Here is a 26,334-nt window from a genome sequence, read left to right as displayed (position 1 = left end):
CACCGCCCGGGACACACCGACGGCAGGGGCCCGCCGGCTGCGGCGGGCCCCTGCCGTCCGGAGGATCAGAACCCGGGGCTGACCCAGTGCGCCGCGATCTGCGTGGTGCCGCCGTCACCGCTGCTGATGACGGCCCCGGCGCTGGGGGTGCCGCCGGCGCGGTGGGCGCGCAGCGTGACCCGGTCCTGGGCGGCGAAGGCGTGCAGGACGGTCTGCCCGGTGGTGGCCTGGAACCCCTCGGCGCCGAGGGTCTTGTAGCCGGTCACCGCTTCGGTGCCGGGGATGGCCGCGGCGTTCTTGTACAGCACCGTGTGGATCAGGACGGTGCCCCCGGCCGCGGTCAGGGCGAAGTTCTCGTGGACGCCGTAGGAGATCTGCCACACCCCGGCGTAGGGGATCGTCAGCGCCGGCAGCTCGGTGATGTGCTCGACGGTGTTGTCCGTGGCGAGGACGTGCGAGAAGGGGGACGGCGGAAGGATCTGGAACCAGGACGCTCCCTGCGGGGAGGCCCCGGTGCTCGGAGTGGTCGTGCGGTCACCGTAGTTCGCGCCGTGGCGGGGCGGGGGCGGGCCCGTGGGTTCGTCCGGATCCCGCCGTCGGCCGGTCACCGGCGGCTACCGCCGCCGGGCAGCCGTCCGCACCGCCTCGTTGCCCGCCGCCCGCCGCCGGGCGGCGTTCCGGCAGCGTGCTGCTCACCCGGTCCGGCAGGACGGTCAGGCACAGCAGCTCCGCGCCGAGCGGGCCGCCGTGCAGGTGGACGGATTCGCCCTGCGGGGCGAGCAGCAGGGTGCCGCGGTCGAGCAGGCGCAGTGGGTGGTCCGGGCAGTCGACCAGGACGACGGGGCCGCGCAGCACGTACCAGGCCGCCTCGGTGGCGGCGCGGCCGGCGAGGTCGTAGCAGGCGCCCGGGCCGAGGCTGACGTGCTCGAAGGCCTCGCACTCGCTGTGCAGCATGCCCCGGCGGGCGAGGCAGCGGGTGCGGATCCGCTGGGCGCCGGGGCCGAGGAGCAGGCGGGGCGCGGCGGTGCGGGTGATGATCATCGCGGCCCACCGCCCTGCGGCACCAGTTCCGCGTGCAGGTAGACGAGCCCGCCGGCGCCCGCCATGAGGTCGAGCGCGGTGCCGAGCGGCAGGGTGAACGCCGTGCCGGGGCGCAGCGGCACCCGGATGCCCGCGGTGCCCGCCCGGCCGTTGCCGCCGATGACGAAGGCGGTGTGCTCGATGCCGTCGGCGAGCAGGAAGTCGCGTTCGCCGCCGGCCAGTTCGACGTGCCGCAGCAGGCGCAGCGGTCCGCCGATGACGGCGGAGGGGTCGAGCGGGCCGGTGCGCCGCAGGTCGCGGACGACGGTGCTGCCCACCTGGTCGGGGGCGGCCGGGTCGGCGGGCAGTTCGATCACCAGCCATTCCAGCGGCCCGGCCCCGGTGTTGCGCAGGCCGTGCCGGGTGCCGACGGCGGTCAGGACGGCGTCGCCGGCGCGGACGGCGTGGGGGCGGCCGTCGAGGGTGACCTCGCCCTCTCCGGCGAGCAGCACGTACACCTCGCGGGTGCGGGTGTGGAGGTGTTCCCCGCTGATCCCGCCGGCCGGGATGCGGGCCCATTCGACGGCCTCCCAGTCGCCGTCGAGTCCGGCGCGGCGGGCGAGGCAGGTCCACTGGGTGATTCCGGCGGCGCCGTGGACTCCGTGGACGTCGGCCGGTGCGGTGGTGTCGGCGATCACGACGGCGCTACGCACGCGTCCCACTCCCCTGGGCCGGTGCGGCGCTCTCGCGGGCCGACCAGGTGCGCAGCCATCCGGCGGCGGCGGCGAGTTCGGCCCCGTCGAGGTCGTCGACGAAGACGCCCGCGCCGATTCCGCTGGGCAGCGGCAGCCGTTGGCGCCCGTCGCGGTGGCGGACGGTGTCGGCGAGGGCCTCGGCGAGCGTGACCGGTTCCATCAGGGGGTGCCAGACGGGCAGTTCGAGGCGTCGCATCAGCCGCAGGACGCGCTCGGCCTGCCGGGCGTCGAGCAGGCCGCGGCGCCGGGCGACGACGGTGGTGAGGGCCATGTCGACGCAGACCGCCTCACCGTGCAGGAGTTCGGGCAGCGCGCGCATCTCGACGGTGGGGCTGAAGGAGTGGCCGTAGTCCATGAGGCGTTCCAGGCGGTGCTCCCAGAGGTTGGGCTGGAGTTCCTGGAGCATGCCGTGGACGGCGCGGCCGAGTACGGCGGCGCCGGCGGCCGGGGACTGGAAGCCGGTGTCGAGCAGGTCGCGGCCGTGCCGTTCGAGCAGGCCGAACAGGGCGGCGTCCTTGATCAGCGCGACCTTGAGGATCTCGGCGAGGCCGTTGCCGATGTGGCGCCGGTCCAGGGTGGTGAGGAAGGCCGGGTCGAGCAGGGTGTCGACGGCGGGGTGGTAGGTGCCGAGGCGGTTCTTGTGGCGGCCGTGGTTGACGCCGGTCTTGGCGCCGACGCCGGCGTCGACGAGGCCGATCAGCGTGGTCGGGACGCGCACGAAGGGCGTGGAGCGGCGGTAGAGGCTGCAGGCGAGGCCGACGACGTCGGTGAGCACGCCGCCGCCGATCGCGATCACCGGTTCGCCCCGGCGGGAGATCCCGAAGGAGTCCATCCGGTCGGCGACCTGGAACACCGCGTCCATGGTCTTCACCTGTTCGTGGGCGAGCAGGACGTGCGTCTCGTGCTCGACGGCCTGGGCGGCCAGGTAGCGGCGCAGGCGGTCGCCGTGCAGTTCGTGGACGCGGGCGTCGACGACGACGAGGCGGCGCCCGGGCGGGCCGCCGGCCGCGGCGAGTGCGGGGTTGCCCGGGTCCAGCACGCCGGGGGTGAAGCGGACCCGGTAGCTGACCGGCAGGGCGGTGGCGACCGTCCAGCCGGTGGCGGGGGCGCCGTCGACCGGGTCGCCGGTGGGGTGGAGACCGTGGCCGTGCGCACCGGGGAGCTGAGCGCCGGGGTTCCGGGCACCGGGGTCGGCGGAACGGTGCTGGGGGTGGGGGATGGACACAGGTCGGCTCCTTCGGCAGGACGGCGGGCGAGGGTCGGGCGGCCCGGTGGCCGAGGGAAGGACCGCCGGGCCGGTGTGCACCACGCTGGCCCGCCCGCCGTCCCGGACGCACGGGCGGCCGGCCCCATCCGCGTCCCGGTCCCGCCCGGGACGGCCCGGGACCGCCCTCGCCAAGCCCCCTCCGCGACCCCCGCCCCTCCGCGGCCCCCGCGGCCGCTCGCGCCGCGCGCCGCGCCGGCGACGTACGGTGGAAGCCGGAGGCCGACACCATGCACGCCACCGGTACCCACTTCACCGACCGCACCGACGCGGGCCGCCGGCTGGCCGCCCTGCTGGACCACCTGCGCGGCCCCGGCACCGTCGTGGTGGCCCTGCCGCGCGGCGGGGTCCCGGTGGCCGCCGAGGTGGCCGCCTCGCTCGGTGCGCCCCTGGACATCTGCGTGATCCGCAAGCTGGGCGTCCCGTACCAGCCGGAGCTGGGCATGGGGGCGATCGGCGAGGACGGGGTGCGGGTGATCAACGACCAGGTGCTGCGGCCCGCCGGGGTGACGCCGGAGCAGCTGGCCGCGGTGGAGGTCCGCGAGCGGGCCGAGCTGGAGCGCCGGGCGCGGCGCTACCGGGACGGCCGTCCGCCGGTGGACCTGCGGGGGCGGACGGTGGTGGTGGTCGACGACGGCATCGCCACCGGTTCGACGGCCCGGGCCGCGTGTCTGATCGTGCGGGCGCGCGGCGCGGCACGGGTGGTGCTCGCCGTGCCGGTGGCGCCGCAGGACTGGACGGAGCGGCTGGGCACGGTCGCCGACGAGCTGGTGTGCGTGGGCACGCCGTCGCCGTTCTTCGCGATCGGCGAGTTCTACGCGGACTTCTCGCAGACCGAGGACACCGAGGTGCTGCGCCACCTGGCCGCCGCCCGCGCCGCCGGCGCCGGCCCTTCAACGGCATCGGAGTCGGCGTCGGATTCGGAGTCGGCGTCGGCGGACGGGTCCGCCGCCGGGGTGGCCGCCGCCGACCGCGAGGTGACGCTGCCCGCCGCCGGCGTCCGGCTGACCGGCCGGCTGACGGTCCCGGCCGGCGCCCGCGGCATCGTGGTGTTCGCGCACGGCAGCGGCAGCGGCCGGCACAGCCCGCGCAACCGCCATGTGGCCGGGTACCTGAACGGCCGCGGGCTGGCCACCTTCCTGTTCGACCTGCTCACCGAGGACGAGGAGGAGGACCGGCACAACGTCTTCGACGTCGCCCTGCTGGGCGGCCGGCTGACGGAGGTGGCCCGCGCGCTGCCCGCCGAGCAGGCCCGTGCCGGGGGCGGCCCGTTCCTGCCGCTGGGCCTGTTCGGTGCGAGCACCGGGGCCGCGGCCGCGCTGTGGACGGCCGCCCGGCTCGGCGACCAGGTGGGCGCCGTGGTCTCCCGGGGCGGGCGGCCGGACCTCGCCGGGGCGCGGGCGCTGGGCGCGGTGCGGGCGCCGACGCTGCTGATCGTCGGCGGCCGGGACGAGGTGGTGATCGACCTGAACCGGCGGGCGCGGGAGCGGCTGCGCTGCGAGAGTGAGCTGGCGGTGGTCCCGAACGCGGGCCACCTGTTCGAGGAGCCGGGGACGCTGGACCGGGTCGCCGAACTGGCCGGCGACTGGTTCGGCGGACGCCTCCTCCCCTGCGAGCCACCGGCCTGAGGCCGCGGGCCCCCGGCCCGGGGCGTCCCGCCGCCCGCAACCGCCCTGACCAGCGCACACGCCCGATCGGGACCGATCCGCAGAACTTGTGGAACACCTCCGATCCACCGGGCATTCTGCACAGCATGACCAGCGATTTTCTGATCACCTTGTACACATTGAACAGTGAAAACCCGATCTGTTGCCCAACCCGCCCGACTGGAGCAAGCTCAGCGCTCAGCCGCCCGCATTCGCCCCCACCCCAGCCCGCGGAGCGGCCGCCTCAAGCGGATGCCTCAATGCCGAGGCCTCAATGTGGAGGAACGACCGATGACCCCGCAGTCCCACGCCCTTGAGCTGACCCCCGAGGAGCGCGAGGCCGGTCTCGACGCCGAGCAGCTGCGCCGCCTCGTCGGCCTCGTCGAGCACGACCCGGCCTCCGACCCGTTCCCGGTCACGGCGCAGGACGCCGTCGTGTTCGTGGTCGGCAACGCCACCCAGACGGCCCAGTTCTACCAGGTCGTCTTCGGCATGGAGCTGGTCGCCTACTCCGGCCCGGAGACCGGCCGCCGCGACCGCAAGGCCTACGTGCTGCGCTCCGGCTCCTGCCGCTTCGTGATCAAGGGCGGTGTCTCCCCGGACAGCCCGCTGCTGGACCACCACCGCCGCCACGGCGACGGCGTCGTCGACCTGGCCCTGGAGGTCCCGGACGTCGACAAGTGCATCGCGCACGCCCGCGCCCAGGGCGCCACCGTCCTGGAGGAGCCGAACGACGTCTCCGACGAGAACGGCACCGTCCGCCGCGCCGCGATCGCCACCTACGGCGAGACCCGCCACACCCTCGTCGACCGCTCCCGCTACACCGGCCCGTACCTGCCCGGCTACATCGCCGCCCAGAGCAGGGTGCAGCACCCGGAGGGCTCGCCGCGCCGCCTGTTCCAGGCCCTGGACCACGCGGTCGGCAACGTCGAGCTCGGCCGGATGAACGAGTGGGTCGCCTTCTACAACAAGGTCATGGGCTTCGTGAACATGGCCGAGTTCGTGGGCGACGACATCGCCACCGACTACTCCGCGCTGATGTCCAAGGTCGTCGCCAGCGGCAACCACCGGGTGAAGTTCCCGCTCAACGAGCCGGCCATCGCCAAGAAGAAGTCGCAGATCGACGAGTACCTGGAGTTCTACACCGGCGCGGGCTGCCAGCACATGGCACTGGCCACCAACGACATCCTCACCACCGTCGACGTGCTGCGCTCGCGCGGCGTCGAGTTCCTCAACACCCCCGACTCGTACTACGACGACCCCGAGCTGCGCGAGCGGATCGGCAAGGTCCGGGTGCCGATCGAGGAGCTGAAGAGCCGCGGCATCCTGGTCGACCGCGACGAGGACGGCTACCTGCTGCAGATCTTCACCAAGCCGATCGGCGACCGTCCGACCGTCTTCTACGAGTTCATCGAGCGGCATGGTTCGCTGGGCTTCGGGAAGGGCAACTTCAAGGCGCTCTTCGAGGCCATCGAGCGCGAGCAGGAGCGCCGCGGCAACCTCTGAGGCTCCGTGGCCGGCGCGTCCCCCGGGGGCGCGCCGGCCACCGCGGAAGCCGTAGCAGGTTCTGGGCAGCTCTAGGAAGCTCTGGGCCACAGGAAGGTCCGGGAGGAGCAGGGACGATGGCGTACTACCGGCAGCTGGGCAGCATCCCGCCCAAGCGGCACACGCAGCACCGCACACCCGAAGGCGGGCTGTACTACGAGGAGTTGATGGGCGAGGAGGGGTTCTCCTCGGACTCCTCGCTGCTCTACCACCGGGGCATCCCCTCGGCCGTCGTGAACGCCGTGCCGTGGGAGCTGCCCGACCAGTCGACGGTTCCCAACCACCCCCTGCTCCCCCGGCACCTCAAGCTGCACGAGCTGTTCGCGGGCGAGGAGTGGAAGTCCGCGGACGTCGTGTCCGGGCGCCGGCTCGTCCTCGGCAACGGCGACGTGCGGATCTCCTACGTCGCCGCCGGGGCGCCGAGCGAGCTGTACCGCAACGGGCTCGGCGACGAGTGCGTGTACGTGGAGTCCGGCTCCGGCACCCTGGAGACGGTCTTCGGCACGCTGGAGGTCGGCCAGGGCGACTACGTGGTCATCCCCCGGGCGACCACCCACCGCTGGGTGCCGGCCGGCGACGGGCCGCTGCGCGCCTACTGCATCGAGGCGAACAGCCACATCACCCCGGTCAAGCGCTACCTGTCCAAGTACGGCCAGCTGCTGGAGCACGCGCCGTACTGCGAGCGGGACCTGCGCGGCCCGTCCGGCCCGCTGCTCGCCGACGACTCCGGCGACGTCGACGTGCTGGTCAAGCACCGTGGCCCGAACGGCATCTCGGGCACCCGCTACACCGTGCCGCACCACCCGTTCGACGTGGTCGGCTGGGACGGCTGCCTGTACCCGTACGCGTTCAACATCCGGGACTTCGAGCCGATCACCGGGCGGATCCACCAGCCGCCGCCGGCCCACCAGGTGTTCGAGGGCAACGGGTTCGTGATCTGCAACTTCGTTCCGCGCAAGGTGGACTACCACCCGCTGTCGATCCCGGTGCCGTACTACCACGCCAACGTCGACAGCGACGAGGTCATGTTCTACTGCGGCGGCGACTACGCGGCGCGCAAGGGCTCGGGCATCGCCCAGGGCTCCATCTCGCTGCACCCGGGCGGCCACACCCACGGCCCGCAGCCGGGCGCCTACGAGCGTTCCATCGGCGCGGAGTTCTTCGACGAGCTCGCGGTCATGGTGGACACCTTCCGCCCGCTGGAGCTGGGCGAGGGCGGCCGCGCCTCGGAGGACGCCAACTACGCCTGGACGTGGGCCGGCAGGGGGCCGCAGCAGTGAGCGCCACCCCCGTCGTCCCCCCGCTGTTCCAGGGACTCCTCGACGACGCGGCGGTCTTCCCGCCCGGGAACCTGCCGGTCGCGGACGCCGTGCCCGCGCACCGCGCGCACCGCACCGCCTGGTACGCCGACGCGGTCGGCCCGCTGCTCTGCGGGGCGGGCCGGCTGGGCGAACTGGCCGCCGCGGCGCAGGGTCCCGGACCCGTCCTCCGGGTCGGGCTGGTGCTGCCGGGGGGCAGCCCCGAGCTCGGCCCGGCCCTCGCCGCCGCCGCGCCGTTCGAGGTGGCGGGCGTCGAACTCACCACCCGGGACGCCCGCGAGGCGGTCGCCGCGCTCGACCTGCTGCTGCCGGCCGGCGTACCCGCCGCCGTCGAACTTCCCCGCGAACTGCTGCGCGGCGACGGCCTGGAGGAGGTGCTGGACGTCCTGGTCGACAGCCCCTACCGGGCCAAGTTCCGCACCGGCGGGATCGTCGCCGGCGCCTTCCCCGACGAACGGGAACTGGCCGGCTTCCTCACCGGGTGCGCGCAGCGCGGCCTGCCGTACAAGTGCACGGCCGGCCTGCACCACGCCGTCCGGCACACCGACCCGGCGACCGGCTTCGAGCACCACGGCTTCCTGAACGTCCTGCTGGCCGCACAGGAGACCGACCCGGCCGCGGCCGCCGAGGTGCTCGCCGAGCGCTCCGGCGAGGCACTCGCCAAGGCCGTTCACAGCCTGAGTGACCATCAGGTCACGGTGATCCGCAACTCGTTCACCGCGTTCGGCACCTGTAGCATCGCCGAGCCCCTGGACGACCTGGCCGCCCTCGGCCTGCTGTCGCCCGACCCGAAGCCCCAGGAGGACCGTTGACCACCCCCCGCAGCTGGCTCGCCCCCGCGAACGACTCGCCGTTCGGCGTGCACAACCTGCCGTACGGCGTCTTCACGGCCGGCGACCGGCCGGGGCGGCGGCGGATCGGCGTGCGCGTCGGCGACTTCGTCCTGGACGCCGGCGCCGCCGCCCGCGCCGTCGGGGAACCCTCGGTACTGCTCGACGCGGACTCGCTCAACCCGCTGCTGGCCGCGGGCCGCCCGGTGTGGACCGAGGTCCGCGCCGCGCTCACCCGCTGGCTGACCGAGGAGGCCCACCGGGGCGCCCTCTCGCCGCTGCTGCTGCCGCTCCACGCGGTGGAGCTGCACCTGCCGTTCGAGGTCGCCGACTACGTCGACTTCTACGCCTCCGAGCACCACGCCACCAACCTGGGCCGGATCCTCCGCCCCGGCTCGGAGCCGCTCACCCCCAACTGGAAGCACCTGCCGATCGGCTACCACGGCCGCTCCGGCACCGTCGTGGTCTCCGGCACGCCGGTGGTCCGCCCGCACGGCCAGCGCAAGGCGCCGACGGACGCCGTTCCGTCCTTCGGCCCGACCCGCCGGCTGGACATCGAGGCCGAGGTCGGCTTCGTCGTCGGCACGCCCTCCGCGCTCGGCACCCGCGTCACCCTGGACGGCTTCCGCGAGCACGTCTTCGGCGTCTGCCTGGTCAACGACTGGTCGGCCCGCGACATCCAGGGCTGGGAGTACGTGCCGCTCGGCCCGTTCCTCGGCAAGTCCTTCACCACCTCCGTCTCGCCCTGGATCGTGCCGCTGGACGCCCTGGAGCACGCCCGGGTCGCCCCGCCGGCCCGCGACGTCGAGCCGCTCCCCTACCTCGACGACCGCGGTGGCGAGCCGTGGGGCCTGGACCTCGCGATGGAGATCCGCCTCAACGGCCACCCCGTCTCCCACCCGCCGTTCGCCTCGATGTACTGGACGGCCGCCCAGCAGCTCGCCCACATGACGGCCAACGGCGCCTCGCTGCGCACCGGCGACCTGTTCGCCTCCGGCACCGTCAGCGGCCCCGAGCCGGAGACCTGCGGCGCTCTCATCGAGCTCACCTGGAACGGCGAGAACCCGCTCAAGCTCCCGGACGGCTCGACCCGCGCCTTCCTGGAGAACGACGACGAGGTGACCATCACCGCCACCGCCCCCGGCCCCGACGGCGCCGTCGTCGGCTTCGGCGAGGTCACCGGCCGCATCGTCCCCTGAGGACCTGAGGCACCCTGAACCACCTTCCCCCGCCGGACGAAGGGCGGCCCCGGTCACCACCGGAGCCGCCCTTCGTGCTTGTCTTGAGAGTCTTGAGCTCGAAGTGTCGAGCTCGAAGCCTTGAGGTCCTGAGGTCCCGAAGGCCTTGAGGTCTTGAGGTCCTGAGGTCCTGAGGCCTTGGACTGCAGCCGGTCGACGACGAACGGGAGTGGGGACGATGGTTGACGAGGTGCGGGCGTCGCGGGACGGCGGGGTGGGGCGGATCGTGCTCGACCGGCCGCGGGCGCTCAACTCGCTGACGCGCGACATGGTCGTGGAGATGCGGGCGGTCCTGGAGGAGTGGGCCGGGGACGACGCGGTGCGGACGGTGGTGCTCACCGGCGCCGGCGAGCGCGGGCTGTGCGCGGGCGGGGACATCCGCGCCTTCCACGACGACGCCAAGCAGGGCGGCGCCGGGACGCGGGCGTTCTTCCGCGACGAGTACCGGCTGAACGCGCTGATCGCCCGGTACCCCAAGCCCTACGTCGCCGTGATGGACGGCATCACCATGGGCGGCGGCGTCGGCGTCTCCGCCCACGGCTCGGTGCGGATCGTCACCGAGCGCTCGGTGGTGGCCATGCCGGAGACCCGGATCGGCCTGGTGCCGGACGTCGGCGGCACGTGGCTGCTGTCGCGCGCGCCGGGCGGGCTGGGCACCCACTTGGCACTCACCGCCGCCTCGATGACGGCCGGGGACGCGCTGCTGTGCGGGTTCGCCGACCACTTCGTGCCGTCGGCGAGCCTGCCCGCGCTGCTGGCCGCTCTCACCGACGCGCCCGCCGACGAGGTGGTCGCCCGGTACGCGGAGCCCGCCCCCGCCGCGCCGCTCGCCGACCAGCGCGGCTGGATCGACGCCTGCTACGCGGCCGACTCGGTCGAGGAGGTCGTCGCGCGGCTGACGGCGAGCGGCGTCCCCGCCGCCAAGCAGGCCGCCGAGGAACTCGCCGAGCGCTCGCCGACGATGCTCAAGGTCACGCTGGCCGCGCTGCGCCGCGCCCGGGCGCACGGTTCGCTGGCGGAGAGCCTCGCCCAGGAGTACCGGGTCTCGTGCGCCGCGCTGGCCCACCACGACCTGGTCGAGGGCATCCGCGCGCAGGTCGTCGACAAGGACCGCGACCCGCACTGGTCGCCGGCCGGCCTCGACGGGGTCGACGAGGGGGCGGTGGCCCGCTTCTTCGAGCCCCCTGCCGACGGTGACCTGCGGCTCGGGCCGGACCTCGGGTGACGACCGTCTCGCGGACCGAGACTGGCGCGAGGCGGGCCGGTTCGGAGATCGTTGGGTCGTCAGAGCGCACAACGGAATGGGAGTCAACGGCGATGACCGAGACCTACGAGACGATCCTGGTGGACCGCAAGGGCCGGGTCGGACTGATCACGCTCAACCGGCCGGAGGCGCTCAACGCGCTCAACACCCGGCTGATGAACGAGGTCGTGGCCGCGGCCACCGCGTTCGACCGGGACCCGGAGATCGGCGCTCTGGTGATCACCGGCTCGGCGAAGGCCTTCGCGGCGGGCGCCGACATCAAGGAGATGCAGGGCAACCGGTTCCCCGACGTCTACCTCGACGACTGGCTGGGCCCCTGGGACCGCCTGGGCGAACTGCGCAAGCCCGTCGTCGCCGCCGTGGCCGGCTTCGCCCTGGGCGGCGGCTGCGAACTGGCGATGCTCTGCGACATCCTGATCGCGGCCGACACCGCCAAGTTCGGCCAGCCCGAGATCAAGCTCGGCGTCATCCCCGGCATCGGCGGCTCGCAGCGCCTCACCCGCGCCGTCGGCAAGGCCAAGGCGATGGAACTGTGTCTGACCGGCCGCATGATGGGTGCCGAGGAGGCCGAACGGGCCGGCCTGGTCTCCCGGATCGTCCCCGCCGACGACCTGCTCGCCGAGGCCGTCGCCACCGCCGAGAAGGTCGCCGCGATGTCCACCCCGGCGGCGATCATGCTGAAGGAGAGCGTCAACCGCGCCTTCGAGACCACCCTCGCCGAGGGCGTCCGTTTCGAACGCCGCCTCTTCCACGCCGCCTTCGCCACCGCCGACCAGAAGGAAGGCATGGCCGCCTTCGCCGAGAAGCGCCCCGCGGAGTTCAAGCACCGCTGACCCCCGCCGTCGGGAGGCCCCTTCGTCCGGGGCCTCCCGGGTGGGCCCGCGACGGGGCGCCGGCGGCCTGCTACCGGGCCGGCGGCGTCGGTGCGGACGTGCGCCAAGGCCCCAGCTCCACACCGCCCATCACCGTTCCTGCGGCGGTGTAGAGAACGAGCATGGCCGCGTCGTCCGCCGGACCGGCCCACGCCAGGTAGGCGTCGGTGATGGCCCGCATCGTCGTTTCATCGGGCTGCGGGTGATCGGTGGCGATGTAGCTGTTGCGGTGATCCCCCTGGGGCGCCGACCGGGCGACCTTGGAGACGTGCCCGACCACCGCCGACTGCTGCTCGGGGGTTCCCTTCTCCTGCACGAACCGGGTGAACTCCGCGGCCCCTTCCTCCGCACCGCTCACGGCGGGCATCGCCGTGGGCGCGAAGACCGGCTGATGCGTCGGAGCGGCCACGGTGGCCGGCCCGCCGCAGGCGGTGAGCAGCAGTGCCGCGGCGAGCGCTGCGGCGGACGTCGCCGCGGCGGCGGTGGCGGTCGTGCGATTCAACGGGTCTCCCGGGGAAGGGGCGGGGGTCGGACCTGTGCGGTCGGACCTGAAGGTGGTCGGCCTTGCGGGGGTCTGTCGCGGCCGGCTGCCGCGACCGGGCGGCGCGCAACCCGCCCTGGGTCAGCCCCAGGTGAGCGGGTCCAGGTGGAGGTAGAAGCGCAGGCGGTCGTGGTCCAGGGTGGTGCCGTACCGGGCGGCGAACGCCGTGTCCGCCGCCCGGGCCCGGGCCTCGTTCGGCCAGGTCTCGCGGGCACTGGCCAGGAGCAGCGCCAGGTCCGCGTGGCGGTCGGCCTGCCCGAGGCGGCCGAGGTCGATGAAACCGGAGACGGTCAGGGCCTCCGGGTCGAGGACGATGTTGGGCAGGCAGAGGTCGCCGTGGCAGACCACCGTGTCCGCTGCCTCCTGGGCCCGTCGCCGGGGGGCCTCGCGGGTCACGGCGGCCAGCAACTCCGCGGGGGGTGTGTGCTGTTGCTCGTCGGGGAGGAACTCCGGGTGCACGGCGCCACGGGCCACGACGTCCCGCGCCCGGGCGACCATGTCGTCCAGGCTCCGGCGGAACGGGCAGTCCCGCACCGGGAGTTCGTGCAGTCGGCGGACCGCGTCCGCGATGCCGCCCCAGGCGCGCCGCAGGTCCTCGGGCGGCAGTTGATCGGCGGGTACGCCGTGGACGGCGCTGGTCACCAGGCAGGCTCCCGCGTCGCCGTCGCGCCAGTCGAGGACGCGCGGGCCGGGGATGCCCCGACCGTCCAGCCACGCGATCCGATCGCGCTCGGCCGCCAGATCGGCCGCGTCCACGGCGGGTACGCACTTGGCGTACCCGGCGGTGTCGGCACTGCGGAAGACGAAGGCGCCCGACTCACCGGTGGTGACGGGCAGCCACGCGCCCTCGATGCCGAACACCGACGGCGGAACGGGCGCGGGTCCGGAGCGGTCGGCCATGGCGCCCACTCTAGGGCTTCCCTCGGGCCGGGATACTGGTGGGATGGGTGATTGGGACGAGGACGGGGCGCTCCGGGCCGCGTTGAGCCGGACGGCGGAGGGGCTCGGACTCGTGCTGCCCGAGGCGGACCGCAGGCCGGGGCGGGACTTCTTCGCGGAGTACGTCGACGCGCAGAGCGGTCGGCGTGCAGTGGCCGCTCCGCCCCGCACGAAGGGGCGGAGCTTCGAGGTGAGCCTCCAGGACCGCCACACGCGCCTGGCCCACGGGGGGACGGCGGACCTCGCGAAGGTGGTCAGGGCCGCGGCGGCGTGGACGGGAGGCGCCGGGCTGGAGGAGACCAAGGCGCGCGCCCCCTTCATCCGGTTCCGGCCCTGGGCCCTCGTCCACGAGCGCGAGCCGTTCGTCGGCGCCGAGTTGGTGTGGAGGATCAAGCTCGACCGCGTCCACATGCCGCCTTACAACCGGCACCCGCGCGCCCACGCGCTGCTGGAGGCCGCGTACGCCCAGCCGGTGCTCCGCCGGTTGATGCCGGTCAACAGCCACTTCGACCTCTGGTTCTCCACCAGGATCGGAGAGCCGTGGAAGGCGAACACCGGGTACGTGATCGGCCTGGACCACGACGGACCGTACTCGGTGCGGAAGGACGGCGAGGTGGTCGCGCGCACCGAGAGCGCCGAGGAGGCCGTCGCCCTGGTGGTGGCCGCCCTCCCCGAGGGGCTCGGGCCGGCCCGCTGAGGCGGTGAGGAGCCCCCGCCGACCCGGGCCGGCGGGGGCTTGGCGACGACGACGGGCGCGGTCAGGCGTTCTGCGCTCCGTTGAAGACGTTGTAGGCGTCGTCGCGGTAGTAGGAGCTCACCGCCCACCACTTGCCCTGCCAGCCGTAGCCCGTGACGAAGTCGCCGGTCTGCACGGCCGAGCCGTCGGTCTGGCTGTAGTTCACGAAGAACGGGCCGCCGCTGGCGCCGCCGTCCAGTCCGATGCAGTTGTCGATCAGCGCGGTGGACGGCTGCTCGGGGCCGGCCACCGGCTGGCCGCCGCACCAGAACATGTGCTCGTCCTTCTTCTCCGGCTTCGCGGGGATGCCGATGATGTGCGCGTAGTTGTTGATGTCCCGGTTGAACCCGATGCCGGTCGCCCCGACGACGTCCGCGACGTGCCGGCCGTTCTGCGTGTTCAGCACGATGAAGGCGATGTCGCCCTGGGGAGCGGGAGCGGTGACCCAGCCCGCCGCCCGCCAGGTCCACCAACCGTACGGGGCGTTCCCCGCGTCGTAGCCGGGCGCGAACTTGAAGTCGTGCCCGCCCTCCACGCAGTGCCGGGCGGTGGCGATGACATCGCGGTTGGCGCTGGAGACGACGTTGGCGGTGCACACCTTGTTCCCGGCGTCCAGCCGCCCCGTGGTGACCCAGACGCTGGCAGCCACGGCGGGGGCGGCCGGCGGCTCGACGGTCGGCGGCTCGACGGTCGGTTCGGTCGCGTGGATCGTCAGCGGGCGGCCGTCGAGGGAACTCCCCTTCTCCGGGGCCCAGTTCGTACGTCCGGCGTGCGCCGGGTTGATCAGGACGTGGCTGCTACCGCTGACGCGCTCGATCGGCTCGGGGCGCGCGGGCGTGGCCGACGCGGCGGACGTGGCCGGCACGGCCGCGCCGAGGGCCGCGACGGATGCCACGAGAGTTGCGAGGAGACCGCGTGGACGCATGAGGGTGTCCTTTCCTTCGCTGCGGGAGGTGCGCTGTCCCATCAGCTTGGAAGTGACACGTCGACATCGCGTCGACAACGTGCCAACGGCCGCCGGCCGGACGCCGTGAACGCCGGCGGCGGGGTGGCCGTGGCCGGCTGCCACGACCACCCCGCCGGTCGGGTTCGTCCGGTTCAGCCCTGGTGGCGCCGACGGCGGCCGAGGGCGACGGCGACGCCGCCGAGGACCAGCAGGGCAGCGCTGACCACCGCCGTGGTGAGCACGGTGGCACCGGTGTCGGCGAGGCTGCCGCCCCTCGTCGGCCTGGGCGCCGGAGCGACCGGAGCGACCTGGGAGACCTGGGAGACCCGCGCGGCCGGGGCAGCGGGGGCGGCGGGGGCGACCGGAGCAGCGGGGGCCTGTGTGGCCGCCGGGCCCGGGTCGGCCGGGCCGGGAACGGGCGCGCCGGGCGTGGCCGTCGGGGTCGGGGTCGGCGTGGGCGTGGGCGTGGAACTGGGCGTGGCCGTCGGAGTCGGAGTCGGAGTCGGGGTGTTCCCGGACTGGACGGTGTGGTCGGTCTCGCAGCCCTTCTCGGTGGCGCAGGTGCCGTGCGCGGCGTCCGAGGCGGTGACGGCGTTGTACAGCTGGGCGTCGCCCTTGCCGGTGACGGTCACGGAATAGGTGATCGTCGCAGTGCCGCCGACCGGCAGGTCGCCGGTCCACGTCAGCTTGCCGTCCTCGACCTCGGCGGTGCCGGAGGTCGCCCTGGCGTCACCGTTGTACGTCGCGTCGTCCAGGACCCTCGACAGGTCGTCGGTGATCGTGGCGCCCTTGACCTCGCCCGCGCCCTGCTGGGTGACGGTGACGGTGTAGGCGACCTTGTCCCCCGTCTTCACCGTCGAGCCCGACTTCGGGTCGGCGGACTTGGCGAGGACGTAGGAGCCCTCCTCGTAGGTGTACTTCGCCGCGGCGCCGGTGCCGCCCGGGGTGGTGACGGTGACGTCGACGGCGCCGGCGGCGCTCGCGGCCGGGACCGTGGCGGTGATCTCCGTGTCGCTGACGACGGTGACCGCCGTAGCCGCGACGGCCCCGAAGGACACCGCGGTCGCCCCTGAGAGGTTGGTGCCGGTGAGGGTCACGACGGTGCCGCCCGCCAGCGGGCCGCGGTCCGGCGCGACACCGCTCAGCACGGGCGCCGGAGCGTCGTAGGTGTACTTCCCGGCGGCGAGGTCGCTGCCCGCGACGGTGAGGGTGGCGTCGACGGCGCCCGCAGCGTGCGGCGGGGCGGTCGCGGTGACGGTGGTGCTGTCGACGACGGTGACGTTGCTCGCCGGGGTGCCACCGAAGGTGACGGCGGTGGTGCCGGTCAGCCGGGTGCCGGTGAAGGTGACGGTGGTGCCGCCCGCCGCCGGGCCGTGGTCGGGGCTGAGGCCGGTGACCGAGGGCGGGACGGTCCTGCCGATCGCCAGGCCGAACGGTCCGGCCCCGGTGGCGACGGTGGCCGTGACGGTGTTGGTCGCGGTGTCGATCACCGACACGTTGTTCGAGCTGTTGTTCGTGACGTGGACCGTGCCGCCGGCCGGGTCGATCGCCACGCCCATCGGCCGGATGCCGACCGGCACGGTGGCGACGACGGTGTTGGTCGCGACGCTCAGGACCGACACCGAACCGGACCCGAGGTTGGCGATGTAGGCGTACCGGCCGTCCGGCGTGACGGCCACGCCCATCGGCAGGGAGCCGACCGGGACGGTCGCCGCGATCAGGCCGGAGAGGAGGTCGATCACCACGACGTTGCCGGTGTTGTAGTGGGTGACGTACGCCCTCGTGCCGTCAGGGGTGATCGCCGCACCCGCCGGGTTCCTGGCGTCACCGGGCGAGCGGATCGTGAGGCCGACGGAGTTGCCGGCGGTGTCGATCAGCGAGACCGAGTTGCCGGCGAAGTTGCCGACGACGGCCGTGGCGCCGTCCGGGGTCAGCGCGATCGCGGTCGGCAGGCTGCCGACCGGGACGGTGGCGGCGACCGCGAGGGTGGCCGTGTCGATCACGTCCACGCCGCCGGCGCCGTGGGCCACGTAGGCGTGCGAGCCGTCCGGCGAGACGACCACCGGCCCGGGGGCCCGGCCGACCGGGACGGTGGCGACGACGGCGTTGGCCGCGGTGTCGATCACCGACACGGAGTTGTCTCCGTTGTTGGCGACGTACGCCTGCGCGCCGTCCGGCGACAAGGCCACGCCCCGGGGCGCGGCACCGACCGCGACGGTGGCAACCGTCGACCCGGCCGCCGGATCGTGGACGGTGACCGTGTTGTCGGCGGAGTTGGCGATGTAGACCAACTGCGCCGGAGGCGCCGCGTGCCCGGTCGCGGCCGGGACGACGGTGCCCAGGGTGCCCAGCGCCAGGGCCGTCACCGCCGCCGCCGTTCCGCGCCGCAGCCTTCGCCAGCGGCCCGGGCGAGTCGCCCCGATGTCGGGGACCAGTGCCATGTGCTCCGCCTCTCCGCGGTCGGGCCGCCTGGCCCCCCGGCCAGGCGGTGTCAAATTGCGTCATGTTCACGGAATCTGACGATCCACAGGATGTCGGATGATGACCGTTTCCGTCCATTCACAAGCGGAATGCGACTCTCCGTGGTACCTTCCCGCACCGCGTCGGCCCCGGCTCAGCCGCCGGTCGTCAGCGTGGTGTTGAGCCGGGCCAGGCCGCTGCGGGTGGCGGCGACCACGACGCGGTCGCCGGGTGCCAGCTCACGGGTGCGGTCGGCGTACCCCCACTGGTAGAGCTGCGGACTGCGGGCCTGCCGGAGGGCGAGGACGCGGACGCCGCCCGGGTCCTCCAGGTCGTGCCGGTTGAGGCCGATCAGGCCGCTGCCGAGTTCGGCGGGGAGTTCGGCGATCAGCAGCACGTGGCGGAACACCGAGAGCGTGCCGAGCACCTCACGGCCCATCAGCGCGGCGGCGAAGGCGGGGGCGGCGAGGTAGGAGGTGGAGCGCGAGGCCACGTTGTCCAGGGTGGCGTAGACGTGGCTCGCGAAGGAGTCGTCGAAGAGCCTCAGCACCACCCGGACGTCGGGGCGCTCGGCGCGCGCCTCCAGGGCGGCCTCCAGGTTGGTGGCGTCGTCTCCGCTGACCGCGACCACCGCGCGGCTGTGCTTGAGCCGGGCCCGGCGCAGCTGTTCGGCGAGCGGTCCGTCGTCGACCACCACCGGCACGCCGAGCGCGCGGACGGCGGAGATGCCGCGCGCCTGCGGGTCGCTCTCCAGGCCGACCACCGGGACCCCGAGGCCGTGCAGTCGGCTGACCACCCGGGTGCCGACGTTGCCGAGGCCGACCACGATGACGTGGTCGCGGGTGCCGGCGCCGGGGTTGCGGGGCTGGCCGCGCCGTCCGGAGGCGAGCACCTCGACGGCGATGGCGGTGGCGACCGGCGCGAAGGTGATGCCGCAGAAGGTGATCACGACCTGGGCGACCCGCTGCCAGCTGCCGCCGGTGCCCGCGCCGGCGGCGTCGCCGGGCCGGTCCGGCTGGGCGGCGCCGGCGAGGTCGAGCAGCGAGGTGTAGAGCGTCCAGGCGAAGTTGCCGTTGAGGTGCCAGAGCAGGCCGAAGGCGAGCAGCACGGCGGCCAGGGCGGTGATCAGCACCACCCGCAGCCGGACGCTGGTGAAGAAGCGCAGGGTGTCGAGCAGCCGCCAGCGCAGCCGGCGCCACCAGGCGATCCGGACGGCGGGGTCGCTGCGCAGGGTCTGCAGGGCGGCGATGCCGCCGTCCGGCCCGGCCTCGTCGGCCGGGTCGGCGGCGCGGCGGGCCTCGGCGCCGGAGCGGATGGGCCCGTCGTCGCCGAACTCGCTGGCCAGCCGGACGAAGGAGGCGGAGTCGCCGGCCTGTGCGGGCAGCAGCCGGATCCGGCCGACGTCCTGGCGGTCGATCCGGTCGGCGACGACGCAGAGCCGGTCGGAGCTGATGTCGTCGTCGTAGGCGATGTGCAGGAAGCGGTCGCCGACCTGGACGGAGTTGGGGCGTGAGAGGGCGGCGTCGGCGAAGGCGGGGGCGGCGGTGGCGGAGCCGGAGAGCGCGGTGCCGTTCCTGAGCAGGCGTTCGATGTTGGCGCCGAGCCGCTGGTTGAACATCCGCAGGACGATGCGGATGGCGGGGTTGTGGCCCTGTGCGGAGAGTGCGGCGTGGATGTTCTCCTGGTCGTGGCCGTCGACGAAGGCGATGCCCCGCGCGGTCTCCACCCGGACGGCGCGCAGCGCCTCCTCGGTGACGCTGCTGTACTCGACGACGGCGGCGACGCCCTCCAGCTGTTCGATCCTGGGCGCGTGGTCGCGGGCGCGGTCCGGGACGAGGACGACGACCGGTGCCTCGTAGTGCTCGACGAGTTCGAGGGCCAGGCGGTGGGCGAGCGCGTTGCCGCCGCAAACGATGTAGTGCTGGCTGATCGGCTCGACCGGAGGGGTCCCCCACCCTTCAGAAGTCACATCACCGGATCCTATCGACGGTGTATGAGGCCCAGATGGCGTTCCGGCAATCCCGGGGGAAATCCGTTCGATCGCCCGAACGGGTGTATCCGGCGAGCGGTGTGGGGCGCACCGGGTGATCGTGAGGAGCGCCCGGACCCCGCACGCCGAGGGCGCCCGCGCACGCGCCCCCACCCACACGCCGGGGCGTCCGCTCCCCTTTCGCGCCCTTTTCCGCTCACCGTCCGCTCCCTGGAGGACGCCACCGTGGTCTCCCCGATCATCACTCCCGACGGCTCCCCGGTGCAGGGCCCGCTCGGGCTGCTCGCCAAGGCCGCCTGGCAGGTCCTGCTGCTCGCCGGGCTCGTCTCGCTCGGCCTCGGGATCGTCGTGTTCGTCTGGCCGGAGGAGACGCTGCTGGTGGTCGGCGTGCTGTTCGGCCTCTATCTGCTGGTCATCGGCATCGTGCAGTTGGTCGCCGCGTTCGGCACGCACGCCACCACCGCGATGCGGGTGCTGGCGTTCGTCAGCGGCGCGATCTGCGTGCTGCTCGGCCTGCTCTGCTTCCGCAGCGCGGCGCAGTCGGTGCTGCTGCTGGCGATCTGGATCGGCATCGGCTGGCTGTTCCGCGGCATCACGCAGCTCGCCGCCGCCATCTCGGACCCGGCCATGCCCGCCCGCGGCTGGCAGGCCTTCGCGGGCGGGGCGAACACGCTGGCCGGTGTGTTGCTGATGGTCTGGCCGGCCGGTTCGATCGCCGCGCTGACCGTGCTGGCCGGCTGCTGGCTGGTGGTCCTGGGGCTGATCGAGATCGCGACCGCCTTCCAGGTGCGGAGCACCGCGAAGCGGATCCCCTCCGGCGTCTGAGCGCGCCGACCGGCTTTCAGGCCCAGCGCGGCGCGTCCGTGCCCCAGCGCCCCGGCGGGCGCGTCCAGTCCGCCGGGGCGCCCGCGTACCCGACGGGCGGCAGGGCGTGCCGCAGCCGTCCGTACGGCGAGTCGGTCCCGGTGAGCCAGCGGGCCGGGTCGTAGGGCTCGTCGTTGGGCGGCAGGTGCGGGTCGGCGGTGGGGGCGATGCCGTGCAGCAGCCAGGAGGCGGTGCCGGCCAGGGAGTAGCGCAGGTGGCGTCCGCCGGGCCGCCCGGCGCGCTGGTCGGTGCGCTGGTCGGTGAGGGAGCGCAGTACGCCGGCCGCGACGAGGTAGCCGGTGCCGTGGTCGAGGGCCTGGGCGGGCAGGGCGCCGGGGCGGCCGTCGGCGCCGGCCTCGGTCGCGGCGATGCCGCAGCCCGCCTGGACCAGGCTGTCGAAGCCGCGCCGCCCGGACCACGGACCGCTCCAGCCCCAGGCGTTCAGCTCGACGAGGACCAGGCCGGGCCGGCGGGCGAACAACGCGTCGGGGGCCAGGCCGTAGGCGTCCAGCGCGCCGGGGCGGTAGCCGCTGATGACGACGTCGGCGGTGGCGAGCAGGTCCTCGAAGACGGCCCGGTCGGCACTCCCGGCGAGGTCGAGGCGGGCGGAGCGCTTGCCGAAGCCGGTGTCGGCGTGGGCGTCGTCGGCCTCGGGCAGGCCCGGCGGGTCGAGGCGCAGCACGTCGGCCCCGAGCAGGGCGAGGGTGCGGGTGGCGACCGGGCCGGCGATCACCCGGGTGAGGTCGAGGACGCGGACACCGGCGGCGGGCCGGTCGACGGGGGCCGGGTCCAGCGGCCGGGGCGCGGCCTCGTCGGCGGTGCGCACCTCGGCCAGTGGCAGGAGGCTGTCCCGGACCGGCGCGACGGCGACGGCGAGCGCCCCCGCCGCGTACGCGCGCTCCTGGACGGCCGCGGCCGGCAGTTCGCGCAGCACGGCGGCGAGCCGCTCGGGTCCGGCGTCGCCGGGCAGGCCGAGGGCGGCGAGCAGCCGGTCACGGTGGTGCGGGTAGTTGGCGTGGGTGCGCAGCCAGCCGTCGGCGGTGGGCCAGAAGCCGGAGTGCGGGGCGAAGGAGACCGGGGCGCGGCCGTCGATCCGCAGGTGGCGCTCGCTGACGAAGGCCGTGGCGACGGCGCCCTGGTCGATCCGGACCCGCGGCACCGGGCCGCCGGTGCGCAGCGCGGCGAGTTCGGCGGCGGCCAGCGAGCAGGCGGCGACGGTGGCCCGGGCCAGCCGCCGTACGGGCAGGCGGGAGGGCAGTACCGCGTCGGGGCCGTGGAAGGAGACCCGCTCCAGCAGGGCGGACGGCCCGCCGAGCGCGTGCCAGGCGTCGGCGGTGGGTCCGTCGACGGGCCCGGGCGGGGCGGGGAGCGGACGGCCGGGCAGCGGACGGTCGGTCATGTCCGCATTGTGCTCCGCGCAGTGGGGTAGGCGCAGTGATGTCCGCCACCACGTCCGCCACATCCCCCAGGAGGAGCCCCATGGCCGAGCCCCACCCCGCTCCGGTGCCTGCGATCCGGCGACTCGACCTCGGCTACTTCGTGCGTCCGGCCGGGGAGGCGGACAATCCGGAGCCGCGGGTGGAGCCGGTGCTGGCGTACCTGGTGCGCCGGCCGGAGGGGCTGCTGCTGTTCGACACCGGCCTCGGCGAGGGCGATCCGGAGGCGGACGCGCACTACCGCCCGGTGCGCCGTCCGCTGGCGGCGGCGCTGGCGGCGGCGGGTGTGGCGCCGGGTGAGGTGGACGTGGTCGTCAACTGCCATCTGCACTTCGACCACTGCGGCGGCAACCCGCTGCTGGCCGGGGTGCCGGTGTGGACGCAGGCGGCGGAGCTGGCGCAGGCCCGGGCGGGCGGGTACACGATCGACGCGCTGGTGGACTTCCCGGGTGCCCGCTACCGGGAGCTGGACGGGGAGGCGGAGGTGTGGCCGGGCGTGCGGGTGGTACCGACGCCCGGTCACACGGCCGGGCACCAGTCGCTGGTGGTGGCGGGGGCGGACGGCTGCACGGTGCTGGCCGGCCAGGCGTGCGACACGGCGTCCGCGTACGGCGCCGCCGTGCTGGCGCGGCGGGCGGCCGAGGAGGGGGTGGTGGGCGCGCCGCTGCCCGGGTACCCGGCCTGGCTGGAGCGGCTGGCGGCGTTCGGGCCGCGCCGGGTGCTGTTCGCGCACGACTACGCGGTGTGGGAGCCGGCCGGGGCGGTGTGAGGCGAGGGCCCGGGTGAGGCGGGCTTGGGTGAGGCCGGGCCCGGGTGAGGCGGGGGCCGCTCAGAAGGTGAACCGGAGCGAGCGGATGCGGTGGTCGAAGCTGGAGGGGACGAACTCGGGCCCGCCGGTCGAGCGGGCCCCGGGGAGGCGGGTGAACAGCTCCCGGTAGAGCACCTTCATCTCCTGGCGGGCGAGGTGCGCGCCGAGGCAGTAGTGCGGCCCGCCGCCGCCGAAGCCGAGGTGGGGGTTGGGGCTGCGGGTGATGTCGAAGGCCTCGGGGTCGGTGAAGACGCTCTCGTCGCGGTTGGCGGAGCCGTAGTAGAGCACCGCCTTCTCCCCCGCCCGCAGCAGCGGGCCGTCGGGGCCGCCGAGCCGGTGGTCGACGGCCAGGGTGCGGCGGAACTGGATGATCGGCGTGGAGTGGCGGACGATCTCGTCGACCGCGCCGCCGAGGTGCCCGTCGAGGTCGCCGAGGAGCAGGGCGCGCTGTTCGGGGTGGGTGCTGAGCAGGTGGAGGCCGTGCGCGAGGGCGTTGCGGGTGGTCTCGACACCGGCGACGAGCAGGAGGGAGAAGAAGGCGCCGAGTTCGCGGCCGGTGAGGCGGCGGCCGTCGACGTCGGCGGTGACCAGGGCGGAGATCAGGTCGTCGGTGGGCCGGCGGCGGCGTTCGCGGCCGAGGTCGGCGACCATGCCCTGCATCCGGGCCAGCGCCCGCAGCCCCCGGCCGGGCATCCGGATCCGCTGGCGCAGCGGGCGTTGGACGCCGGTGTGCTCGGAGGCGTGGTCGACCTGGTCGAGGACGGCGCGGCGGGGCTCCTCGGGGATGCCCATCATGTTGCAGATCACCTGGAAGGGGAGTTCGGCGGCCACGGCGTTGACGAAGTCCTCGGGGCGCTCGCGCTCGACCCGGTCGACCAGGTCGGTGGCGACCCGGCGGATGTCGTCCTCGACCCGGGCGATCAGGCGCGGGGTGAAGGCGCGGGAGACGATGCGGCGCAGCTGGGCGTGGCGGGGGTCGTCCAGGTTCACCATCGAGTCGCCGAACAGGAGGCGCACCCAGCGGGCGGGTTCGGGGGTGGTGACGCCGGGTCCGCTGAGGAAGACGGCGGGGTTGCGGCTGGCCTCGACGACGTCGGCGTGCCGGACCAGGGCGTGGAAGCCCGGGGCGTCGCCGAAGCGGGCCGGGGCGGGCAGGCGGCGCAGCTCGGCGAAGGCGGCGGCGCGGGCGTGGTCGGGCAGCCGCCAGAACGCCGGGTCGGCGAGGTCGGCGCCGGGGGTAGTGCCGGCCTCGGGGATGCTGTCGGCCTCGGGTGCCGTGGTGTCCATGCCGGTCTCCTGTCGCCGTCGGGGCCCGTGTGCGCGGCGTCACATTCAGGGCGTCACATTCAGTACGTATCTGCACGGACGTGTCAAACCGATATGACGGCATGAAGAGAGCATCTTCCGGACCAGTCCGGCATGCCGCGGAGGGCGGTCGCTCGCGCACCGTCGGGATCCGGCCACCACACCGTCACCTCCGTCGCCTGCGCCCCACCCGCGCCGGACGGCGCGGGTGCCCGAACGGCTTGCCCCGAGGGGACGCGCCCGAGGTGGCCGGACATCCAGGCAGGGACGGAACCGGCCAATACCGGAGGGTGCGGTACAGGGCGGCGGAGGCGGGTGCGACGATGAGTGTCATCGTGATGACCGACCGGATCCGCTCGCTGCGCGCCGTGGTCTTCGCCGCGCTCTGCGTGGCGCTGGCCGCCACGGCGCACGTCGCCATGGCGGGCTCCGGGGTCTCGGTCCCGGTCCTGGCGGGCGCGTTCGGTCTCACCCTCGGCCTCACCTGGCTGCTGGCCGGCCGGCGGCGGGGGCTCACGGTGATCAGCTGCTGGATGGTGGTGGCGCAGACCGCGCTGCACCTGACGTTCCAGCAGGCGGGCTCGCTGTTCGGGGGCGGCGGCATCGCCGGCGCGACGTCGACGGACTGGGCCTCTCTGCTGCTGTGCAATCCGGACACCACGCCCACCGGGCTGTCCTCGGACGACCTGGCGCTGATGGCCGGGCTGGACCCCGACATTCCGCCGTCCGGCACCGCGGCCGTCGCCCATGCGCACGGCGCCGCGGCCGCCGCCGACCTCACGACCGCCACGGGTGCGCCGGTGCCGGGCTCCGGTTCCGGCTCCGCGGCCGCGTCCGGGATGGCCGGGCACGACATGAGCGGCATGACCGGCATGAGCGGCATGTCCGGGATGAACGGGATGAACGGTACGACCGGCATGGGCGGCCACGACATGGCCGCGCACGGCATGTCGACCGGCATGATCACCGCCCATGTGGTCGCCGCGCTGGCCTGCTCACTGCTGCTCTGGCGCGGCGAGGCGGCGCTGGTGCGGCTGTTCGAACTGCTCGGCGCGCTGGGCTCGGTGCTGGCGGGGGCGCTGCTGGCGCCGCTGCTCGTACTGTTCGCCCGTGCGACCGGGTACCGGCCGCCGGACGTGCCCGGACCGGTCGGGCACCGGGCCCGGCTGCCACGGTCGGTGCTGCTCTCGCACGCCCTGGTCCGGCGCGGGCCTCCCCCGGCCGCGTTCGCCCGCTGACGCGCCCGCCGCCGTTCCCGGACACCGCCGGTGTCCGCCGCGCGGCGGGCAGGTCGCCCCGCGCCGCGACCGCGCCGCCGGGTACCGCCGCCCGTCCCCCGACGACCACCGACCGACCGCGTGCCACCGCCTCCCGCGCCTCCCGCCGGGACGGCCGTGGGCCGTCGCGGGCGGCCGGTGCGTCCGTGCCGGGGTCGCCGACGGTTCCGACGGAGAGCGCTGCCGGCTCCGGGGTCCGGGCCCGCGCGTGCCGCCCGTTCCCGCCGCTCCGCCGGACCGGGACCTGGCCGCACGACCGCCCACCGACGCCGACGGTGCCGACCGCAACGGCACCGCACCCCGTCTTCCCCTCAGGACTTCTCCATGCCTGACTTCGACGGCGCACCGGCCACGCCCGGCGCCACCGTCCTACCGCGTCCGCCCGCCGTCCCCCTGCCCGGGGCGGCCCACTTCGGCTCCACCGCCCTCGGCCGCGCCGAGGCGCGCGAGCAGCTTCGCCGTCCAGTCCGCCGACGGCTCGTCGGCCCCGTTCGCGAGCAGCGGCCCGCGCAGTCGCTCCGCCCGCTCCAGCCACTCCCGGCAGGCCGTGCACCGGGCGAGGTGCCCGTCCAGCCGGCGGTCCGGCACACCGGCCGGTTCGCCGTCGAGGCGGGCGGACAGAGCGGTACGAAGTTGCGCGCATCTCATATGACCATCGTCCCGTACCTCCTCCCAGGTGGGACCGACCGGGTAGGGGGCCGTCGTGGATGACGAGCAGCTGACCGCGCTCGCCCTGGCCGCCCGCGAGGGACGGCCCGCCGACGTCGAGGCCTTCGTCCGGGCCACCCAGCGGGACGTGTGGCGGTTCGTCGCCCACCTCACCGACGTGCAGTCCGCCGACGACCTCGCCCAGGAGACCTTCCTGCGGGCGCTGCGCAGCCTGCCCGGGTTCGCCGGACGCTCCTCCGCCCGCACCTGGCTGCTGTCCATAGCCCGGCGCACCGTCATCGACCGCTACCGCACCGCCGCCGCCCGGCCGCGCTGCGCCGCGCTGCCGGACTGGCAGGAGGCCGCCGAGCGGCAGGGCACCCCGCCTGCCGCGGGCTTCGAGGACGGGGTGGCGCTCGGCGACCTGCTGGACCGGGTGCCCGCCCAGCGGCGCGAGGCCTTCGTGCTCACCCAGGTCGTCGGGCTGAGCTACGCCGAGGCCGCCGAGGTGGCCGGCTGCCCGGTCGGCACGGTCCGTTCCCGGGTCGCCAGGGCTCGCGAGGAGCTGATAGCCCGGCTGCGGGCGGCCGAGGCCGGCGAGCCGGCACCGGCCTCGGCCGCGGAGCTGGCG

General features: G+C 74.7%; 24 protein-coding genes. 12 read left to right on the top strand and 12 right to left on the bottom strand.

Annotated features, from left to right (window positions below; genetic code table 11):
- Nucleotides 1-65: 65 nt before the first annotated feature.
- Genes ACFU74_RS17625 through ACFU74_RS17610 form a run of 4 tightly spaced genes read right to left on the bottom strand, consistent with a single transcriptional unit; the run spans nucleotide 66 to nucleotide 3,000 of the window.
- Entirely contained in the window at nucleotides 66-608 is a 543-nt protein-coding gene (locus ACFU74_RS17625; protein ID WP_380757504.1) for a hypothetical protein, read from the bottom strand.
- Nucleotides 535-1,041, bottom strand: a complete 507-nt coding sequence (locus ACFU74_RS17620) for a hypothetical protein (protein ID WP_380757501.1) — start codon at nucleotides 1,039-1,041, stop codon at nucleotides 535-537. Before ACFU74_RS17620 ends, ACFU74_RS17625 begins: the two co-directional genes overlap by 74 nt.
- Nucleotides 1,038-1,733, bottom strand: a complete 696-nt coding sequence (locus ACFU74_RS17615; protein WP_380757499.1) for a cupin domain-containing protein — start codon at nucleotides 1,731-1,733, stop codon at nucleotides 1,038-1,040. The genes ACFU74_RS17620 and ACFU74_RS17615 overlap by 4 nt, the downstream gene beginning before the upstream one ends.
- Nucleotides 1,726-3,000 (bottom strand): sedoheptulose 7-phosphate cyclase, encoded by a 1,275-nt coding sequence (locus ACFU74_RS17610; RefSeq protein ID WP_380757498.1) that lies wholly within the window; start codon nucleotides 2,998-3,000, stop codon nucleotides 1,726-1,728. Before ACFU74_RS17610 ends, ACFU74_RS17615 begins: the two co-directional genes overlap by 8 nt.
- A 269-nt stretch (nucleotides 3,001-3,269) precedes the next feature.
- Here ACFU74_RS17610 and ACFU74_RS17605 point away from each other — a divergent pair, with 269 nt between their 5' ends.
- The 7 genes from ACFU74_RS17605 (at nucleotide 3,270) to ACFU74_RS17575 (ending at nucleotide 11,714) form a co-directional block, all read left to right on the top strand.
- Nucleotides 3,270-4,667 carry a phosphoribosyltransferase family protein gene (locus ACFU74_RS17605; protein WP_380757496.1) on the top strand — a complete coding sequence of 466 codons (1,398 nt, stop codon included), beginning with the start codon at nucleotides 3,270-3,272 and terminating at the stop codon, nucleotides 4,665-4,667.
- A gap of 309 nt (nucleotides 4,668-4,976) precedes the next feature.
- A complete protein-coding gene (gene hppD / locus ACFU74_RS17600) occupies nucleotides 4,977-6,191 on the top strand; it encodes a 4-hydroxyphenylpyruvate dioxygenase (RefSeq protein WP_380757494.1) in 1,215 nt (404 codons plus the stop codon).
- 116 nt (nucleotides 6,192-6,307) lie between these two features.
- Nucleotides 6,308-7,510, top strand: a complete 1,203-nt coding sequence (locus tag ACFU74_RS17595; RefSeq protein WP_380757492.1) for a homogentisate 1,2-dioxygenase — start codon at nucleotides 6,308-6,310, stop codon at nucleotides 7,508-7,510.
- Nucleotides 7,507-8,361, top strand: coding sequence for a hypothetical protein (locus tag ACFU74_RS17590; protein WP_380757490.1), 855 nt, complete (start codon nucleotides 7,507-7,509; stop codon nucleotides 8,359-8,361). Before ACFU74_RS17595 ends, ACFU74_RS17590 begins: the two co-directional genes overlap by 4 nt.
- Nucleotides 8,358-9,578 carry a fumarylacetoacetase gene (gene fahA / locus ACFU74_RS17585; RefSeq protein WP_380757488.1) on the top strand — a complete coding sequence of 407 codons (1,221 nt, stop codon included), beginning with the start codon at nucleotides 8,358-8,360 and terminating at the stop codon, nucleotides 9,576-9,578. Before ACFU74_RS17590 ends, fahA begins: the two co-directional genes overlap by 4 nt.
- A gap of 217 nt (nucleotides 9,579-9,795) precedes the next feature.
- Nucleotides 9,796-10,842: an enoyl-CoA hydratase/isomerase family protein gene (locus ACFU74_RS17580; RefSeq protein WP_380757485.1), complete on the top strand. Its 1,047-nt coding sequence runs from the start codon at nucleotides 9,796-9,798 to the stop codon at nucleotides 10,840-10,842.
- Nucleotides 10,843-10,934: 92 nt separating this feature from the next.
- Complete coding sequence (locus ACFU74_RS17575) at nucleotides 10,935-11,714, top strand: enoyl-CoA hydratase (protein ID WP_380757483.1); 780 nt, start codon at nucleotides 10,935-10,937, stop codon at nucleotides 11,712-11,714.
- Nucleotides 11,715-11,784: 70 nt separating this feature from the next.
- On the opposite strand, the gene ACFU74_RS17570 is transcribed toward ACFU74_RS17575, so the two are convergent.
- Nucleotides 11,785-12,255, bottom strand: a complete 471-nt coding sequence (locus tag ACFU74_RS17570) for a hypothetical protein (RefSeq protein ID WP_380757480.1) — start codon at nucleotides 12,253-12,255, stop codon at nucleotides 11,785-11,787.
- Between the two features lie 120 nt (nucleotides 12,256-12,375).
- Entirely contained in the window at nucleotides 12,376-13,194 is an 819-nt protein-coding gene (locus ACFU74_RS17565; protein WP_380757478.1) for an APH(3'') family aminoglycoside O-phosphotransferase, read from the bottom strand.
- Nucleotides 13,195-13,237: 43 nt separating this feature from the next.
- On the opposite strand from ACFU74_RS17565, the gene ACFU74_RS17560 reads away from it, so the two are divergent.
- Nucleotides 13,238-13,930 (top strand): DUF6193 family natural product biosynthesis protein, encoded by a 693-nt coding sequence (locus tag ACFU74_RS17560; RefSeq protein WP_380757476.1) that lies wholly within the window; start codon nucleotides 13,238-13,240, stop codon nucleotides 13,928-13,930.
- Nucleotides 13,931-13,991: 61 nt separating this feature from the next.
- Here ACFU74_RS17560 and ACFU74_RS17555 read toward each other — a convergent pair whose 3' ends face one another.
- The 3 genes from ACFU74_RS17555 to ACFU74_RS17545 all read right to left on the bottom strand — a co-directional run bounded on the left by ACFU74_RS17555 (nucleotide 13,992) and on the right by ACFU74_RS17545 (nucleotide 19,344).
- Complete coding sequence (locus ACFU74_RS17555) at nucleotides 13,992-14,864, bottom strand: trypsin-like serine peptidase (protein ID WP_380757473.1); 873 nt, start codon at nucleotides 14,862-14,864, stop codon at nucleotides 13,992-13,994.
- Between the two features lie 203 nt (nucleotides 14,865-15,067).
- Nucleotides 15,068-17,356, bottom strand: a complete 2,289-nt coding sequence (locus ACFU74_RS17550; protein WP_380757471.1) for an IPT/TIG domain-containing protein — start codon at nucleotides 17,354-17,356, stop codon at nucleotides 15,068-15,070.
- A gap of 173 nt (nucleotides 17,357-17,529) precedes the next feature.
- The gene (locus ACFU74_RS17545; protein WP_380757469.1) at nucleotides 17,530-19,344 is read right to left on the bottom strand and encodes an NAD-binding protein; all 1,815 of its coding nucleotides are present in this window, start codon (nucleotides 19,342-19,344) and stop codon (nucleotides 17,530-17,532) included.
- 246 nt (nucleotides 19,345-19,590) lie between these two features.
- Between ACFU74_RS17545 and ACFU74_RS17540 the strand changes: the two genes are divergently transcribed.
- The gene (locus tag ACFU74_RS17540; protein ID WP_380757467.1) at nucleotides 19,591-20,190 is read left to right on the top strand and encodes an HdeD family acid-resistance protein; all 600 of its coding nucleotides are present in this window, start codon (nucleotides 19,591-19,593) and stop codon (nucleotides 20,188-20,190) included.
- A gap of 16 nt (nucleotides 20,191-20,206) precedes the next feature.
- Here the strand turns inward: ACFU74_RS17540 and ACFU74_RS17535 are convergent, their stop codons facing one another.
- Complete coding sequence (locus ACFU74_RS17535; RefSeq protein ID WP_380757465.1) at nucleotides 20,207-21,628, bottom strand: CoA transferase; 1,422 nt, start codon at nucleotides 21,626-21,628, stop codon at nucleotides 20,207-20,209.
- Nucleotides 21,629-21,708: 80 nt separating this feature from the next.
- On the opposite strand from ACFU74_RS17535, the gene ACFU74_RS17530 reads away from it, so the two are divergent.
- The gene (locus ACFU74_RS17530; protein WP_380757463.1) at nucleotides 21,709-22,434 is read left to right on the top strand and encodes an MBL fold metallo-hydrolase; all 726 of its coding nucleotides are present in this window, start codon (nucleotides 21,709-21,711) and stop codon (nucleotides 22,432-22,434) included.
- A 60-nt stretch (nucleotides 22,435-22,494) separates the two neighbouring features.
- Here ACFU74_RS17530 and ACFU74_RS17525 read toward each other — a convergent pair whose 3' ends face one another.
- On the bottom strand, nucleotides 22,495-23,760 hold the full coding sequence (locus tag ACFU74_RS17525) for a cytochrome P450 (RefSeq protein ID WP_380757461.1): 1,266 nt from the start codon (nucleotides 23,758-23,760) through the stop codon (nucleotides 22,495-22,497).
- 341 nt (nucleotides 23,761-24,101) lie between these two features.
- Here ACFU74_RS17525 and ACFU74_RS17520 point away from each other — a divergent pair, with 341 nt between their 5' ends.
- Nucleotides 24,102-25,016: a hypothetical protein gene (locus ACFU74_RS17520; protein WP_380757458.1), complete on the top strand. Its 915-nt coding sequence runs from the start codon at nucleotides 24,102-24,104 to the stop codon at nucleotides 25,014-25,016.
- 408 nt (nucleotides 25,017-25,424) lie between these two features.
- On the opposite strand, the gene ACFU74_RS17515 is transcribed toward ACFU74_RS17520, so the two are convergent.
- Nucleotides 25,425-25,703 carry a zf-HC2 domain-containing protein gene (locus ACFU74_RS17515; protein WP_380757456.1) on the bottom strand — a complete coding sequence of 93 codons (279 nt, stop codon included), beginning with the start codon at nucleotides 25,701-25,703 and terminating at the stop codon, nucleotides 25,425-25,427.
- A 55-nt stretch (nucleotides 25,704-25,758) separates the two neighbouring features.
- Between ACFU74_RS17515 and ACFU74_RS17510 the strand changes: the two genes are divergently transcribed.
- The coding region (locus ACFU74_RS17510; RefSeq protein WP_380757454.1) for a sigma-70 family RNA polymerase sigma factor at nucleotides 25,759-26,334 on the top strand (576 nt) is incomplete at its 3' end.

The sequence above is a fragment of the Kitasatospora sp. NPDC057500 genome, from assembly GCF_042802195.1.
Taxonomy (GTDB): Bacteria; Actinomycetota; Actinomycetes; order Streptomycetales; family Streptomycetaceae; genus Kitasatospora.
The sequence above is the reverse complement of the archived record's forward strand: the minus strand, read 5'-3'. Positions and strand labels throughout refer to the sequence as shown.